This window comes from Kangiella geojedonensis (assembly GCF_000981765.1).
GTDB classification, from domain to species: Bacteria; Pseudomonadota; Gammaproteobacteria; order Enterobacterales; family Kangiellaceae; genus Kangiella; species Kangiella geojedonensis.
This window is the reverse complement of record NZ_CP010975.1, coordinates 493,703-509,842: the sequence shown is the minus strand read 5'-3', so window position 1 is coordinate 509,842 and position 16,140 is coordinate 493,703. Positions and strand designations below refer to the sequence as shown.

At 43.6% G+C, this 16,140-nt stretch carries 15 protein-coding genes; 3 read left to right on the top strand and 12 right to left on the bottom strand.

The genetic code is table 11. The features are described from left to right. Positions 1–8: 8 nt before the first annotated feature. Both TQ33_RS02395 and TQ33_RS02390 read right to left on the bottom strand, forming a co-directional pair. Complete coding sequence (locus TQ33_RS02395; RefSeq protein WP_046560657.1) at positions 9–1,265, bottom strand: DUF819 family protein; 1,257 nt, start codon at positions 1,263–1,265, stop codon at positions 9–11. Between the two features lie 43 nt (positions 1,266–1,308). Beyond that, complete coding sequence (locus TQ33_RS02390) at positions 1,309–1,776, bottom strand: Mpo1 family 2-hydroxy fatty acid dioxygenase (RefSeq protein ID WP_046560656.1); 468 nt, start codon at positions 1,774–1,776, stop codon at positions 1,309–1,311. Positions 1,777–1,945: 169 nt separating this feature from the next. Here TQ33_RS02390 and mscL point away from each other — a divergent pair, with 169 nt between their 5' ends. Next, positions 1,946–2,347 carry a large-conductance mechanosensitive channel protein MscL gene (mscL, locus tag TQ33_RS02385; RefSeq protein WP_046560655.1) on the top strand — a complete coding sequence of 134 codons (402 nt, stop codon included), beginning with the start codon at positions 1,946–1,948 and terminating at the stop codon, positions 2,345–2,347. A 49-nt stretch (positions 2,348–2,396) separates the two neighbouring features. Here mscL and TQ33_RS02380 read toward each other — a convergent pair whose 3' ends face one another. From TQ33_RS02380 to TQ33_RS02345, 8 genes are all read right to left on the bottom strand, one after another. Continuing rightward, positions 2,397–3,278 carry a 1-aminocyclopropane-1-carboxylate deaminase/D-cysteine desulfhydrase gene (locus TQ33_RS02380; RefSeq protein WP_046560654.1) on the bottom strand — a complete coding sequence of 294 codons (882 nt, stop codon included), beginning with the start codon at positions 3,276–3,278 and terminating at the stop codon, positions 2,397–2,399. Positions 3,279–3,409: 131 nt separating this feature from the next. After that, positions 3,410–4,372 carry a PstS family phosphate ABC transporter substrate-binding protein gene (locus TQ33_RS02375; protein ID WP_046560653.1) on the bottom strand — a complete coding sequence of 321 codons (963 nt, stop codon included), beginning with the start codon at positions 4,370–4,372 and terminating at the stop codon, positions 3,410–3,412. Positions 4,373–4,645: 273 nt separating this feature from the next. Continuing rightward, positions 4,646–5,941 (bottom strand): phosphate regulon sensor histidine kinase PhoR, encoded by a 1,296-nt coding sequence (gene phoR / locus TQ33_RS02370; RefSeq protein WP_046560652.1) that lies wholly within the window; start codon positions 5,939–5,941, stop codon positions 4,646–4,648. Positions 5,942–5,952: 11 nt separating this feature from the next. Then, positions 5,953–6,645, bottom strand: a complete 693-nt coding sequence (gene phoB / locus TQ33_RS02365) for a phosphate regulon transcriptional regulator PhoB (RefSeq protein ID WP_046560651.1) — start codon at positions 6,643–6,645, stop codon at positions 5,953–5,955. A gap of 57 nt (positions 6,646–6,702) precedes the next feature. Then, complete coding sequence (gene phoU / locus TQ33_RS02360) at positions 6,703–7,440, bottom strand: phosphate signaling complex protein PhoU (RefSeq protein ID WP_046560650.1); 738 nt, start codon at positions 7,438–7,440, stop codon at positions 6,703–6,705. A gap of 23 nt (positions 7,441–7,463) precedes the next feature. Further along, entirely contained in the window at positions 7,464–8,267 is an 804-nt protein-coding gene (pstB, locus tag TQ33_RS02355) for a phosphate ABC transporter ATP-binding protein PstB (RefSeq protein ID WP_046560649.1), read from the bottom strand. A 23-nt stretch (positions 8,268–8,290) separates the two neighbouring features. Then, a complete protein-coding gene (gene pstA / locus TQ33_RS02350; RefSeq protein WP_046560648.1) occupies positions 8,291–9,898 on the bottom strand; it encodes a phosphate ABC transporter permease PstA in 1,608 nt (535 codons plus the stop codon). A 12-nt stretch (positions 9,899–9,910) separates the two neighbouring features. Next, on the bottom strand, positions 9,911–12,154 hold the full coding sequence (locus tag TQ33_RS02345) for an ABC transporter permease subunit (RefSeq protein ID WP_046560647.1): 2,244 nt from the start codon (positions 12,152–12,154) through the stop codon (positions 9,911–9,913). Between the two features lie 248 nt (positions 12,155–12,402). Between TQ33_RS02345 and TQ33_RS02340 the strand changes: the two genes are divergently transcribed. Both TQ33_RS02340 and TQ33_RS02335 read left to right on the top strand, forming a co-directional pair. After that, entirely contained in the window at positions 12,403–13,530 is a 1,128-nt protein-coding gene (locus tag TQ33_RS02340; protein WP_046560646.1) for an OprO/OprP family phosphate-selective porin, read from the top strand. Between the two features lie 209 nt (positions 13,531–13,739). Further along, the gene (locus TQ33_RS02335) at positions 13,740–14,819 is read left to right on the top strand and encodes a mechanosensitive ion channel family protein (RefSeq protein ID WP_046560645.1); all 1,080 of its coding nucleotides are present in this window, start codon (positions 13,740–13,742) and stop codon (positions 14,817–14,819) included. A 54-nt stretch (positions 14,820–14,873) separates the two neighbouring features. Here the strand turns inward: TQ33_RS02335 and TQ33_RS02330 are convergent, their stop codons facing one another. Both TQ33_RS02330 and ssb read right to left on the bottom strand, forming a co-directional pair. Then, positions 14,874–15,581, bottom strand: coding sequence for a Bax inhibitor-1/YccA family protein (locus TQ33_RS02330; protein WP_046560644.1), 708 nt, complete (start codon positions 15,579–15,581; stop codon positions 14,874–14,876). A 75-nt stretch (positions 15,582–15,656) separates the two neighbouring features. Beyond that, entirely contained in the window at positions 15,657–16,121 is a 465-nt protein-coding gene (gene ssb / locus TQ33_RS02325; RefSeq protein WP_046560643.1) for a single-stranded DNA-binding protein, read from the bottom strand. Positions 16,122–16,140 lie beyond the last annotated feature (19 nt).

The following is a 16,140-nucleotide window of genomic DNA, read 5'->3' as shown; positions in this document are numbered from 1 at the left end:
TTAAAGGCTTACCCAGCAACAACCATACGCATCATTTCGGCGGTAAGATAAGCACCGAAAGTACCCACCGCATAACCAAGAATCGCTAATAAAACACCAACCGGCGCGAGTGATGGGTGGAATGCAGCTGCAACCACTGGCGCTGAAGCTGCGCCACCAACGTTTGCCTTACTACCCACAGCAATGAAGAACGCTGGCGCTTTAATCGCTTTGGCTACTGCGAACAGTAGAATAATATGAATCAGCATCCATACCGCACCGACAAAGAATAGCTGCCAGTTGTGGTAAATTTCGCCAAGATTCATTTTCATACCGATACTGGCAACTAGCACGTAGATAAAGACAGAGCCAATCTTTGAGGCACCCGCATGCTCGTATTCACGCGTACGTGTGAAGGACAAACCAATTCCAGCAAAGGTCGCCGTCAGGATTAACCATAAGAAGTGGCTATCCAGGCTGTATTCTTTAGCCCAATCGAACTGAGCAAAGAAAGGCCCTAACCAGCTACCCACTAAGTGACCTAAACCAACTACTGCAAAGGCAATACCTAGGATAATCATGTAGTCGTTTAAATGCGAAACGCGCTCGTTCTCACGAGTATACTTTTCTACGGTACGCTTTAGATCTTCGATTTTTGAATTATCAGCACCCAGCATTTTATCCATGCCGTCTGATTTTTTAGCCATAATAAGAAGGCCAATCATCCAAATCTCAGCAACCAGTACGTCTACCGCGATCATGGTGCCGAATAAGCTTTCTTCAACGTTATACAGCTCTTTCATCGCAGCCTGATTTGCTCCACCACCAATCCAGCTACCGGCAACCGTCGACATACCTTTCCATACATCACCTGCCACCCACTCTGGGCTAATTACATGGAATAACCATATCGCTAATGGGCCACCGATAATAATACCAACCGTTGCTGTGAAGAACATCGCTAATGCGCGCCAGCCGAGGCCAAAAATCTTTTTAAGATCAATGCTTAAGGTTAATAAGAATAAACTGGCAGGAAGCAAGTAACGTGATGAAATATGGTAAATATTATCACCAGCATCAGCCGTGAAAAATCCTAACGAATTTAAAGCTCCAGGCACGAAATAACACAACAATAGCGCCGGAATATGTTTATAAAATTTATGCCAAAAACCGTGTTGACGGCTTGATGTGTAAAAAATAAGTCCTAATACCGCCATAATCAAGCCAAAGGCTACGGCATCAGACTGAATCAGTGCTACTGTCTCAGTAGTTTCGGATACTGCCATGAGTCAATCCCCAAAATTGCAAGCGAGTTGAAAGTTATAAATATTAAGTAATTATGTGGATTTTACGCAAGAAGTAATTGGCTTCCCACGCAGGCCCCACTAATAAAAACAATAAATCTTTAAAAAATGAAGGTTTCTTACCCTCAATATGATGTCCAATAAATTGCCCTATCCAAGCAATAACGAACACCACTAAAGCTATTTGCCACAAGGCAAATGGTGCTATTTGTTCTAGCCACGCTGTAAACCATAGCATGCCAATACTAACCAGCAGCATGGTCACGAAGATAGCGACACCAAAGGTGAGATAGAACAATTGCGCTACGACCACGAACAAGGTTGCCCAATTAGCCCACGGATGAAATTGCAGCGCTTCAGGTACAGGAATCGACCAAAGTAAAGCCAATACCGTCCACATAATGGCTGGTACACAAACCCAATGCAATAGTTTATTGGTAGGATTTCTATGGCTTTCACTGTATTCAGCTATCCACTGTTGGCCGCTTCTCATGGCACCCTCATTTCAGCAAAAAAAGTTATCATATCATAGAAGAATGTAAAATTAGTGGTAAATCAAAACCTTTACTCTCCCCTACTCCTCACACCTGTGGTATTAATAAATAGTTTTGACCTATCGGCTAAAACACAATAATAACCTTAACTAATACAGGGGACATTTTATGGGTATGATGAGTGAATTCAAAAAATTCGCCATGAAAGGAAACGTGGTAGATATGGCAGTGGGCATCGTGATCGGCGCTGCCTTTGGTAAAATTGTCAGTTCTTTCGTAAACGACATCTTAATGCCACCCATTGGCATGTTGATCGGCGGTGTCGATTTCTCCGACCTTGCCTTTACATTGCAAGAAGCTGTTGGCGAAGAAGCAGCGGTCACTATTAACTATGGTAGCTTCATTCAGACAGCGTTAGACTTCATCATTATCGCCTTCGCTATCTTTATGGTGGTTAAAGGCATGAACCGCATGAAGAAAAAAGAAGAAGCGAAGCCAGCAGAGCCTCCTAAACCGACAAACGAAGAAGTGCTATTGGCTGAGATTCGCGATTTATTGAAAAAAGATTAGTTGCTAGTTCGCATATAGGAGCCCGCGTCAGTGGGCTTTTTTTATTAAATTAGGTTTTTCTAGCGCCTTGCAAACCACCAGTATGAATAACTAGCACTCGACTGCCACTAGGGATCGTTGCCGAACATAACCAGCTATTAAGCGCTAAAAACGTCTTCCCATTATAAATGGGGTCTAGCTTGAATGAATTAAACAACTCAAGCTCTTCTATCAATGTCTCAAGCTCTTCAGAGGATTTTGCGAAACCGCCGCAGTGATGCTTCGTATCAATGGCCCAGTTCTCTGCCTTACGACCAGCTTGCTTGAGATGCTGACTCAGCGTTTCTTTTAAGTAATCGGCGCCGGAAAATGCGGCAACACCAACAACATAACTCTCTGGAAAAGCTCTCGCTAAACCACACACAGTAGCCCCAGAGCCACACCCAGCAAAAATATAATCATACTTGCAGTCAACTTCTGCTTTCATATCTTCAACCCCTTGTATCGCTAAAGAGCTGAATCCACCTTCGCTGAACCAGTAGCTACCAGGATATTCAGAGTCAAAAGAGTCCCAACTGATCTTTTGCCGCAATTCGGCATAAGTTTTTCGATCAGTAAACTCCAGCACCATGCCCCATTTTTTGCAGTCGAGTAACGTCGGTGTTAATGCTTGATCGGGATGCGCCCTGACGAGAGCCCGTGTCTTTAACCCCATGCTAAAGCCAGCATAAGCCAGCGCGTGAAGATGATTTGACCAGTTGCCCCCCATGGAAATAAGCTCAAGACAGCCTTTCTGTTGAGCATCACTGATTAAATGCTTCAACTTGCGCCATTTATTCCCCGAAATAACGGGGTGAAGGAGATCATCGCGCTTTATATCGATGCGCACGGACCTGTCATCAGCTAGCTTCCAGCTAACAGCGTGAATGGGAGAAGAGTTTAGGGTAATCATCAAAGCCTCATTACTATATGCTTTGATATTCTATCAGAGAGCCAGCAAGAGTTAACAAAGACCACCATAAAAAAACCGGCTAACCTTTTCAGGCAGCCGGTTAAAGTGTTACTAAGGGGTAGAAATATGACTTATTTTGAAAGCTTCTTCAATTGCATTTCAGCAACTTTAGCAGGTAGTGGGATGTAGCCATCTTTAACCACGACTTCTTGACCTACTTTTGATAGAACCATTTTCAAGAACTCCAGCTCGATTGGAGAAAGAGGCTTGTTAGGGTGTTTGTTCACATAAACGAAAAGTTGACGACCAAGCGGGTAATCACCTGAGATTGCATTCTCAGGAGTCGCTTCTACAAAGTTAGTATCGTTTTTCTTGGTTAATGGAACCGCTTTAACGCCAGACGTCTTGTAGCCGATACCTGAGTAACCGATACCATTTTTAGACAAGCTCACTGACTGAACCACTGATGCAGAACCTGGTTGCTCGTTGACAGAATTTTTGAAGTCACCTTTACACAGTGCTTTTTTCTTGAAGTAACCGTAAGTACCAGACACCGAGTTTCGGCCATAAATTTGGACATCGCCTAAGCCATCAACACCTAAATCGCTCCAGTTGGAAAGATCGCTATCAGCACCACATTTACGAGTTGAAGAGAAGATTGAATCAACTTGTGCGATAGTTAACCCTTCAATTGGGTTGTCTTTATGTACGTAAACTGCCAGTGCATCAATAGCAACCGCAACTGGAGTAGGCTTGTAACCGTGCTTCTTTTCGAAAGCTTCCAGCTCTTTGTCCTTCATCATGCGACTCATAGGACCGAAGTTAGAAGTACCTTCCGTTAATGCAGGCGGTGCAGTAGAAGAACCCGCTGCTTGAATTTGAATATTAACGTTTGGGTATTGACGCTTGAACTCTTCAGCCCAAAGAGTCATCAAGTTAGCTAAAGTGTCAGAGCCAACGCTTGAAAGGTTACCAGAGATACCGCTTGTTTTTTTATAAGTAGGTAAATTTTGATCAACTTTCGCTTCAGCCATTGCGCCGATTGAAAAAGTTGAAACGGCTGCCGCTAGGGCAACTTTTTTGAACAAATTCATTAGAATTCTCCAAGTGAGTATGATTAACAGACGCTGTCATTATGGTGCTGGAATGTTAAAGCCTTGTGACTGCAGTATGACGCTTTTATGACAAGCCGGATTTGCTTTAGGGGAATCATTGAAACAGTTTGCACGCAGGATTAAATATCAACAATATCAAAAACTTAATTGCTTTAGGTTATATATTCTGAGAATAATGCGGTGTCATAAACAACATGAAGGGATTTCCATGACCGGAACGCCAGGGTCAAGCTCAAGAGTTAATTGAGCGAATTATGACGACTTCGGGAAGTAGCAACTAAACTCACTACCTTTACCTACCGTACTATCAACTTCCAAATAGCCGTCATGCATTTCTAGAACATGCTTCACGATAGCGAGACCTAAGCCAGTACCGCCTTGCGAGCGGTTACGGCCGGAATCTACCCGATAGAACCGTTCCGTCAGTCGTGGGATGTGCTCCTGCTCAATGCCTGGGCCATTATCTTTGACGGTCATCACAAGGTGGTTCTGCGTTTCTTTCCAGAAAATATCAATACGTCCCTCTTGTTGCGTGTACCGAACGGCATTAAACACCAAGTTAGAAAAAGCGCTGCGCAATTGTTTTTCAGAACCGGTAAGAGTCGCACTGCTATGAGAGTGAAAAAGAATGGTTTGACTCTTCTCGCCACTTAATACCCTCGCCTCGGCACAAATGCTATCCAACATAATGTTTATATCAATCAGCTGTGGCTTTCCGCCTAAAGACGGTTCCTTAGCATCCAGTCGAGACAACAATAGCAAGTCATCGACTAAATGCCCCATGTTTAAGGCTTGTTGACGCATCATCTGTAACGGCTTTTCGACTTTAGACAACTCAGGATACATATCAGGATCGAGCACTTCTAAATAACCATTGATCACAGTCAACGGAGTTCTAAGCTCATGCGAAACATTCGCCACAAAATCTTGCCGTACTCGTTCCAAGCGATACCGCTCAGTCACATCACGAATCATCACTAAACGCTGATCATTGTTGTATGGCGTAATGTGGATATTAAGAATTAAGCTTTCATCGGCTGGCGAATGTATCGTTAAGGGTTTTTCATAGTCACGCGCTTGCTCATACTCAATGAAACTCGGGTGACGCAAAAGATTAAACAGACGTTGTCCGATATCAGTGCTAGCTTTAAGTCCTAGGAGCTTTTCTGACGCTTTATTAAACCAACGTATTTCACCTTGGTTACTAATAATCAGAGCGCCCTCCCTTAAAGCTGAGGTGGAAGCTCTAAACTCAGAAATGATTCCTTTGAGTTTCTTCAGTTCTTTACGGTTTTTGCGCTGCAACACATAAAGGTGATTAAAGATTTCACCCCAGATACCTGGAGCCGATGGCGGGTATAGAGCCCGAGACTTGACTAACCATTTATACAGTCGAGAGAGCTGTATTAGGTTCCACACAAGGTAGCCAAAGATAATGACTGCAATACATGCAGCGGCTCGATCGAATAATGATCCAATCAAGCCCATGACGACAATGATGAAAGCTAATGTCCAAAACTCTGCTTGCCAATAACGGTTAGTCCACATGGGCTACTACCTTATTTGCTGGAGAACCGGTAACCAGAACCTCGAACAGTCTGAACATAATTTTCGACAGAATAATCTGCCAGCGCTTTGCGCAAGCGTCGAATATGAACATCCACCGTTCTTTCCTCCACCACCACTTGTTGTCCCCACACCGAGTCCAACAACTGACCCCGAGAAAATACACGCTCAGGATTACTCATAAAGAAATGTAGGATCTTATACTCTGTCGGTCCTAGGTGAACTTCCTTGCCACTGATCAAAACTCGGTGACTCGCAGTATCAATCTGAATAGCGCCATGCGATAACTGTTCGCTCGCCTGCGCAACTAAACCGCTCCGACGCAGTACGGCTTGGACTCGCGCCAGCAACTCACGTGGTGAAAAAGGTTTCACCACATAATCATCGGCTCCAACTTCTAAGCCCTGAACACGATCATCTTCTTCACCGCGCGCAGTCAACATGATCACTGGCACAGACTGCATATCTGGGTCTTTCTTAAGCTTTTTAGTCAGCTCAATGCCGGAAGCTCCTGGCAACATCCAGTCCACTAAAAACAAGTCAGGCTTGTAGCCATCCTTTATTAAGCCGAACACACGCTCAGCGGTTGCCGCTTGCTCAACCTCATAACCGGCTTGCGACATGCAGAACGCTAACATCTCACGGATGTCTCGCTCATCTTCTAATATGAGAATATTGGCACTCATTAACTGTATAGACTCCTTTTTACACGGATAATAGCCTTAGTTTCAGGCCATTACCAGTTAGTTACGTTTTTTTACCAGTCTATGGATTTCATCCCAAGTCAAGTGGCGAACGTCTTGACCTTGAACTAAATAGACAATGTACTCACAAATATTGTGAGCGTGATCACCAATACGCTCCAGCGCACGCGCGGCCCACAAAAAATCCAGCACTTGTGAAATGCTACGTGGTTCTTCCATCATATAGGTCATGAGTTGACGTGAAATAGCATCATACTCTTCATCCGCTTTTTTATCTTTTTTAGCGACTTTTACCGCAGACTCTGTATCCATTCTTGCAAATGAATCCAAAGCCTCATGCAACATGGTTTTCACCAAGCTACCTAAATGTTGTAACGCACCATAGTGTAACTTACCATTAAGCGGTGAGCTTACTTTAGTCTCAGCAATATCAACAGCCATACGTGCAATTTTTTCGGCTTCATCACCGACTCGCTCTAAATCGGTAATCGTCTTGAGCACGGTTGAAACCAAGCGCAAGTCACTCGCTGCTGGTTGACGTTTTGCCAAGATTTTGACACAAGCTTCATCAATATTAATCTCGAAATCATTTACCTTGTCGTCATTCGCAATAACTTCTTCAGCTAGCTCAACGTCATGCTGATTTAATGCTTCTAATGCTTTGGTTAATTGCTCTTCAACTAGGCCACCCATCGCTAAAACTTCTTCACGAATATTTTCTAAGTCCTGATTAAACTGCTTAGAAATATGTTGCCCTAAGTTTTCAGTATCCATCATTCGTTACCTCAAGTTTAAATAGTTTAACCGTAGCGACCAGTAATATAGTCTTCGGTTTTCTTCTGCGACGGGTTAGTAAAGATCGTATCCGTTTGATCAAACTCGACCATGTCACCCATGTACATGAACGCAGTGTAATCGGATACGCGAGCAGCCTGCTGCATGTTATGCGTAACGATAACAATGGTGTAATCGTTTTTAAGCTCGTGAATCAACTCTTCAATTTTTAATGTTGAAATGGGATCCAGTGCTGACGCAGGTTCATCCAATAACAATACTTCTGGCTGAACAGCGATAGCGCGAGCGATACATAAACGTTGTTGCTGACCACCCGACATACCCAGTGCATTCTCATGCAAACGATCTTTAACTTCGTCCCAAAGCGCGGCGCCTTTTAGCGCCCACTCGACCACTTCATCAAGCACTCGGCGTTTATTAATCCCTTGTAAACGCAGTCCATACGCAATATTTTCATAAATCGACTTGGGGAAAGGGTTTGGTTTTTGGAATACCATTCCAACGTTACGTCGCAACTCGGCAACATCAATACCCTGCTTGTTAATGTTCTCGCCATGTATATTGATATCACCTTGAGTCCGAGCGATATCGACTAAGTCATTCATACGATTAAAACAGCGTAATAACGTTGATTTACCGCAACCAGAAGGGCCAATGAAGGCTGTCACCTTCTTTTCAGGTATTTTCATATCAATATCATAAAGCGCTTGTTTATCACCGTAGAACAGATTGAGCTTATCCACTTCAATAGAAATTTTCTCTTCTGCTAAACGCTGTTCGATTGTCTTTTCTTCCAATACTTGTGTCATTTCAATTACCTCAATGGAATGCTTTACTGCTCAAGCGATTTATACTTTTCGCGCAGATTATTACGGATCTTAATAGCCGCAATATTTAATAGAATAATAATCAGTACTAAGAGTAATGCTGTCGCATAAACTAAAGGGCGAGCGGCTTCAACGTTCGGACTTTGAAAACCTACGTCATAAATATGGAAGCCAAGGTGCATAAACTTGCGCTCTAAATGTAAAAACGGTGCATTTGCGTCTAGTGGTAAGGTTGGCGCAAGCTTGACGACACCCACCAGCATTAACGGAGCCACCTCACCAGCAGCACGAGCTACCGCTAAGATCAAACCCGTCATCATCGCAGGACTTGCCATCGGCAATACCGTTTTGCGCAAAGTTTCAAATTTCGTTGCGCCTAACGCCAAGCTACCTTCACGAATCGACTTCGGAATTCGTGCCAAACCTTCTTCAGTCGATACGATCACAACTGGCAAGGTGAGTAACGCCAAAGTCAACGAAGCCCAAATCAAACCAGGCGTACCAAACATCGGTGAAGGACTTACCTCTGGGTAGAACAGCTCATCAATAGAACCGCCTAAGAAGTACACGAAGAAACCGAGACCAAAAACACCGTAAACAATGGATGGAACACCCGCTAAGTTATTCACCGCGATTCGAATAGTACGAGTTAAAGGGCCCTGCTTTGCGTACTCACGCATGTAAACGGCGGCAACAACGCCTAATGGTGTAACCACAATCGACATCAACAGTACCATCAGTACCGTACCGAAAATTGCAGGAAAAACACCACCCTCAGTATTCGCTTCTCTTGGCTCATCAAAGATAAACTCTCCAATTTTCGAGAAGTAATGCCCGAGCTTTGCCCAGAAACCCATCTGATTCGGTTGGAATGCTCGAACGATATTGCCCGCCGTTAACGTGATTTTCTCACCACCGATTAAGCTAAACTCAGCAGTATCGCGCTTGATATCGGTATACAGTACTTGTAATTGCTCTTGATAGCTTAGGAACTCTTCTTGAAGTTCAGCTTTACGCTTATCAATTTCAGCTTGAGCTGCGTCCGTTAACTCACCATCTAATTCCAAAAGTCGTTGGTCTAAACGCAACTGCTCCATCGCATAGTTAATACTACCGATGTCGTCTTTCTCAATGTCACGAATTTCTCCATGAATATCCAAAGCACGCTCAATAATGTCTTGTAATACTTTTGTGTCTTTCTTATAAACCGTGCCATCTTTGGTCACTGAGGTAAGAAAACCATACAAATTACCCCACTCACGACGTTCAACGACAATAGCGTTCTCGTTGACTGTAGTGTCGGTAATATTCTTAACATCCAACCATTTAAAATCTAGACCATAAGCATCGCGGTTCCCCATCTTCACGAGGTACTGCTTTCGTTCTAAACCATCTTGTATGTCATCTTCTATGTTATGGATCTCACCCATAACTTGCAGGGTTTCATTTCCCTGAACGACTTCAAAGGTTTTTACTTCTGCCGGCCAGAAATGACTCAACCCGCGCACAGCAATCAGTAGTAATAAACCAACGACCATGATAATTGAGATACTGATCGCACCAGCGTTTAACCAAACCCAGTGTTGTCCACTGTTAAAGAATTTTTTACTCATCGTTTATTCCTCCTACAGTGAACCGTATTTATTACGCAAACGTTGTCGAACCACTTCCGCAATGGTGTTAAAGGCGAAGGTGAACAAAAACAATACAAATGCCGCTAAGAATAATACGCGATAGTGCGAACTTCCCACTTCGGACTCAGGCATCTCCACCGCAATATTCGCCGACAAGGTACGCATACCTTCGAAGATATTCATATCCATTACTGGCGTGTTACCCGTAGCCATTAATACAATCATGGTTTCCCCTACCGCACGGCCTAGGCCAATCATTAGCGCAGAGAAAATACCTGGGCTTGCTGTTGGCAAAACCACACGTGTCAATGTCTGCCACTGACTCGCGCCTAACGCCAAAGAACCGTTAGTTAAGTGTTTTGGTACGCTGAAAATCGCGTCTTCTGTAATCGAGAAGATCGTTGGTATCACCGCAAAGCCCATCGCCAATCCGACTACTAACGAGTTACGTTGGTCATAGTTAAAACCATTAGCATCTAACCAACGGGGCATATCACCGTTGAACAACCAAGCTTCGACTGGCTCACCTATCCAGAAAGCAAACACCGTTCCGAGTACAATCACAGGTAGTAATAGTGCTGCCTGCCATCCATCAGGCACTCGATGGCGAATACCCTCCGGAGCTTTGTTCCACGCCAAGCCAAACAGCACGGTAAATATAGGCAGTAAGATAATAGTTAATAGGAAACCAACTAAGGTTTCCTCAATAATCGGCGCTAACCATAACCCCGCTAAGAAACCCAAGATCACTGTTGGTAATGCTTCCATGATTTCAACGGTGGGCTTTACCATCGAGCGCATCTTAGGCGCCATGAAATAAGCAGTGAAAATAGCACCAAATATGGCTAAAGGAACCGCGAATAACATGGCGTAGAAAGCAGCTTTCAAAGTACCGAAACTTAATGGCACTAGCGAGAACTTAGATTCATAATCATTAGTCGAGGCTGATGATTGCCAAGTAAAGGTCGGCTCTTTGTATCCTTCGTAGAACACCTGATTCCATAGTGATGACCAAGAGATTTCAGGGTGCTCATTTTCAATGTGGAAAGTATTGGCTAAGCCATCTTTTCCAACAACCAACAACTTGTTACTCCGTGAGTTTATTGATAACGCCTGTATTGGCTGTCCAAAACTAAACGCTTCTAGCAAACGCTCAGAAGTGGTGTAAAAGATACCAACCTCACCTGCGCTATCGGCTGCAATAAACCCTTTGCGTCTGACTTCAGGAATAAATAAAGCGATAGGGTTATCTGATAACTTAAAGTCTCTGATCTTTGTTAACGTCGAAACGTTATCCTTATCAGTAACCTGAAACCATTGACTGACCACACCGCTGGAGTCACCGATCATCAAAGAAACTTGGCCCAATAAAAAGTCAGCCTGAGTAATATTCGTACCGATTTGAGTCAGTTGTTTTGTCTCTTGTAATACCCACTCTCCGGACTTAAACCGATAGGCGCTCATCTGGCCTTGTTTGCCTATGGCATATAACCAATCAGGCCCTTGCGTTGCTAGAAGGTAGTCTGGCTTGAAGTTTAATTGGATAGTGGCTGAGTTGGCCTCATCTAGCTCTAACCCTTCGCCCAGAAAAGACTGCTCAACATAATACTCTTTAGTGACCACTTGATTATCATTCGTCACACCAGCCAGTAATAAGCCGTCTTCCCACATTTTACCATTCAACAAGGTCACCTCAGTATCCGAAAAGGACACCGCATCTTCACCAAATGGATATTGGATACTTGGGGTTAATTGTCGTTGGTTGTCAGGGTAACTGATGGCGTAGTCTTGCTGCAGCAACTGCACGCTGCCGTCTTGATATGAAACGGCCATCATGCCTTTCAAGTCAAGCTGCGCAAACGCTGTAATAGGCTGCTGTTGGGGTAGCTCAAAGTCTGCAATCTGTTGATTGGTTCTTACGTCTGTAAACTGCATTGAACCATCGGTACCCAAGCCAAAAGCGATTTCGCCATATTCCTCGACTTCAAGGTGCAGTAATTGCTGCTGTGACCATGAATAATCATTTTCAAGTTCCACCGAAGCCGGCTTAAAGATAGGTAAAACAACCCATAATAGATAAAAACAGATAAGAACAACCGCAACAATCACTGACATACCGCCCACGGCAATACCATAGCGAGCTAATAGGTCATTTATCTTGCGCCTTTTATGCTTACCACTTTGCGTTTGCTGGTCTAGCAGCTTACGCGTGGTGTCTTTTATTGAGGTACTCATGGCAAACCAATTCTAAAATCATGCGAAGATTATAAGTAAGTAATATGACACTATTGTTAAAGTCAGGTAATATTCACCAAGAATTATGACAGGCGTGCTATGAGTGCATGATGAGTCCAAAATAGATATAAAGTTTCTATAGCAAGCACCATTTCACAAACCCTTAGCGTTTCTGTCATGTAACTGTCACATTATGACCGTAAAATCCACCTCGTCTTTTAATAAAACCCTCTTTTTTGGAGATGACAATGAAATTAAAATTATTAGCAGTAGCTGTAGCAGCTGTAATCTCTACTCCAGCTTTCGCAGAAACTGAAGTAAAAACTAAAGCTGGTGGCGGCGCAAAATTCAAGACTGACGACGTAAGCATTAAAGTTGGCGGTCGTTTAATGTATGACATCGACTGGTTCGATGACGAAGCATTTACAGGTAACACTGGCTCAGGTTCTGACTCAGAATTACGTCGTGCGCGTATCTACGTGAGCGGTGAGTTCGGTGACTGGGAAGCTAAAGTTCAGGGCGACTTCAAAGATGACGGCGATACAGCTTTAGGCGACGCTTACATCCAGTACAACGGCTGGGATGACCTTGAACTTGTTCTTGGTAAGCATAAAGAGCCGTTCGGCCTAGAAGAGCAAACGTCTTCTAAAGATATTACAGCAATCGAGCGTACCATGATCACCAACGCACTTGCTCCAGGCAAAAACTACGGTGCATCGTTAGGCTCATTTAGCAATGAGTTCACGTGGATGGTTGGCGTTTATGACCACGGTGAAGAAGGCAACAATATTGCTACAGGCGTTACCGGTCGTATGACTTTCGCTCCAATGGTGACTAAAGATGAAGTCTTCCACTTAGGTTTCGGGTTCCGCCAGAGCCGCTTAGCAGGTAACGAATACAAAGACGCTGATCAGCGCCTAGAGATTCACACTGCAGACGAAAAAGTTGGTTCAGGTACTATTGTTGGCGAAAGCATCACAGCTTACAACTTCGAAGTTGCTTATGCTGCTGGTCCTTTCCACGCACAAGCTGAATACTTCGATGCAGAAGTAGACGGTGGCATCAACGCAGATACTGACATCTCAGGTTACTACGCTCAGTTCGGTTATGTGTTAACTGGCGAATCACGTCCTTACAGCAAAGGTAAGTTCAAGCGCGTATCGCCTAAAGGCGAGAACGGAGCTTGGGAAATGTTTGGTCGTTTCAGCCACTATGAGCCAGGTTCTGACGAAGCTGATGCTTTCACTCTTGGCTTAAACTACTACGCAAGCAAGGCTGTGCGTGTAGGCGTTAACTACGTTATGGGTGACATGACTGAAGGTAACGTTGATAAAGACGGCAACGCAATTGCGGTTCGTTTCCAGTACGTATTCTAAGACTTTAATTAAGTTCTTAGATTCCAAAGGGCGCTTTCAAGCGCCCTTTTTTCCATCTCTTGTAATCGTTAAAGTGGCTTACACGAATTTTTAAAACCTGTTGATAATGTTAGTCAATCAACCCGTATCATTATTCATCAAGATGCTCTTGGTTGCATGATTTCTGCAATTCTCTATGATTGAGAGAGTTATTACTCAAGGATTTCACCATGCTAGATTCGTTCGACTTTAATTTCTCGGGTATTTTATGGCCTATAGTGGTTTTATCGATAGGGTTTATCTTATACCAAGGCCTGCAAAAAGCTTTCAGCCTTAGCGAAAAAAAAAGAAGTAATCTTGTTCTACAAAAACAGATAACCAATATTCTTTTTATACTATTGTTGATCATCATTTTCGTCATCGCATTACCCATAAAAGACAGTATCAAGAATCAAATCATCTCTTTAATAGGAATTGTCCTTTCGGCTTCTATCGCCCTCAGCTCAGCCACATTTTTAGGCAATATTATGGCGGGAATTTGGCTAAGATCCGTCCGAAATTTTAAAACAGGGGACTTCATCGAAGTTAAAGATATGTTTGGAAGGGTCTCTGGACGCGGTCTGTTGCACACTGAGTTGCAAAGTATTGACCGCGATTTAATTACCTTACCGAATCTTTTTCTAGCAACAAACCCTGTCACCGTAATGCACAGTGACGGCACTATCATTTCTACCCAACTATCACTGGGTTATGACGTTGATCATACCGTCATTGAGCCTTTGTTACTAAACGCGGCTGAAGACGCTGAGCTGGATAAGCCCTTCGTCTATATCGATAGTTTAGGTGATTACTCCGTGGTATATAAAGTTCATGGCTTAGCCAAAGACTTGAAGACAACCCTGTCTTCACGCTCTGCTTTGAATAGATGTGTACTCGATGCCCTCCACAAAGCAGGCATCGAAATTGTCTCACCAACCTTTATGAACCAACGACAAGTTAATGAGCAAACGTTTATTCCCAAAGAACGGAACAACCAGGTCAGAAAACACGCTGATAAGCCAGAAGACGTGATCTTTGATAAAGCAGACAAGGCAGGCAAGCTTGATGAAATGAAGAAGCAACATCAAGAACTCATTGAGCGAATGGAGCAAGCTAAAGAAGCCATTAAGAACGCCGATAACGCTGAGATTGAAGAAGAACTCAAACACAGTTATGAAAAGCTTAAAGCTCGAGAAGAGCAGATGGCTGAGTATTTAGAGAGTAAGTTAGAGGAAATTAGCCGAGAAGGAAAAGATAGTTCCTCTGAGTAAATTCGAGGCAATAAAAAAGCGGCTCAACAGCCGCTTTTTTTAACCTATCAGTAATTATTCATCGCCTGACATGAACAAGCGAAGTACATACCAAAACATCATCGCGACACTGGCAAACAACTGAAGCGCTGCACCAACATAACGGTCTTCTGGGTAATGATGTAGAACGTTTGACGTATCATAAAGGATTGCTGCACCCGCCAAGCCAATCATACCTACGCTAAACCAAGTACCTAGTTGAAAGCCGAAAATGAACGCTGCGCCAATAGCCAATAGCGCTAAACCGCCCGCCCACATTAAGATACCGCGTAAGAATGAAAAGTCTTTGCGTGTGTAGAACACGATAGCCGTCAAAATACCAAAGCCAACCAAAGTCACTGTTGCGGCACTTTGGATAACGCTACTGGCGTAATTCGCTGCGATTAACAACATTGGAGCAAAAATAATCGCTTCCGCAATAATAAAACCAACCAAGCTGGAATACTGAGTGGCTTTAGATTGAGACGTATGCGCTAAGTGTGTCGCTGCCCAGCTGGCTGCGATAAAACCACCCAAAAGCACCATCCAACCTGCGCCGAACGAGAATACCCACTGCGCGATAGCCTGAGAAATACCAGACTGATAGAAATAGAAACTAATGGCGACAAAAGCAAAAATTGCGCCAAGTAAATGGTTGTAGGTCTTAGTGATAAATTTTGCACGATCACCTAAACCAGAACGGCTGACCGCTGAATCTTGTTCTCGAATATCTTGATAGCTCATTATTGTCTCCTTAACTCAAGCTGATCTTACTTATATTAATTCTATCGTGAGAATATGGTATTAAATGACGTTTCTTTAGAACGGAATATCATCGTCAAAATCATCATCCATCGCTGGAGCTGGTTGTGGCTGTTGGTTTTGAGGCTTCTGCTGTTGCTGACCACCGAATGATGTATCACCACCACCGCCGCTACGGCCACCTAACATCTGCATCTGGCCATTAATATCAACCACAACTTCAGTGGTGTACTTGTCTTGGCCTGACTGATCCTGCCATTTACGCGTTTGTAGTTTACCTTCGAAGTAAACTTGCGAGCCTTTTCGTAGGTATTCACCGGCAATTTCAGCTAATTTGCCAAAAATCACCACTCGGTGCCATTCCGTCTTTTCTTGCTGTTGGCCTGAACTTTTATCTTTCCATGTTTCAGAGGTTGCAACCGTAATATTTGCGATTGCACGCCCATCCGCTGTATAGCGAATTTCAGGATCTTTACCAAGATTACCAACTAAAATAACTTTATTTACGCCACGACTGGCCATGTAATACTCCTATCTTTAT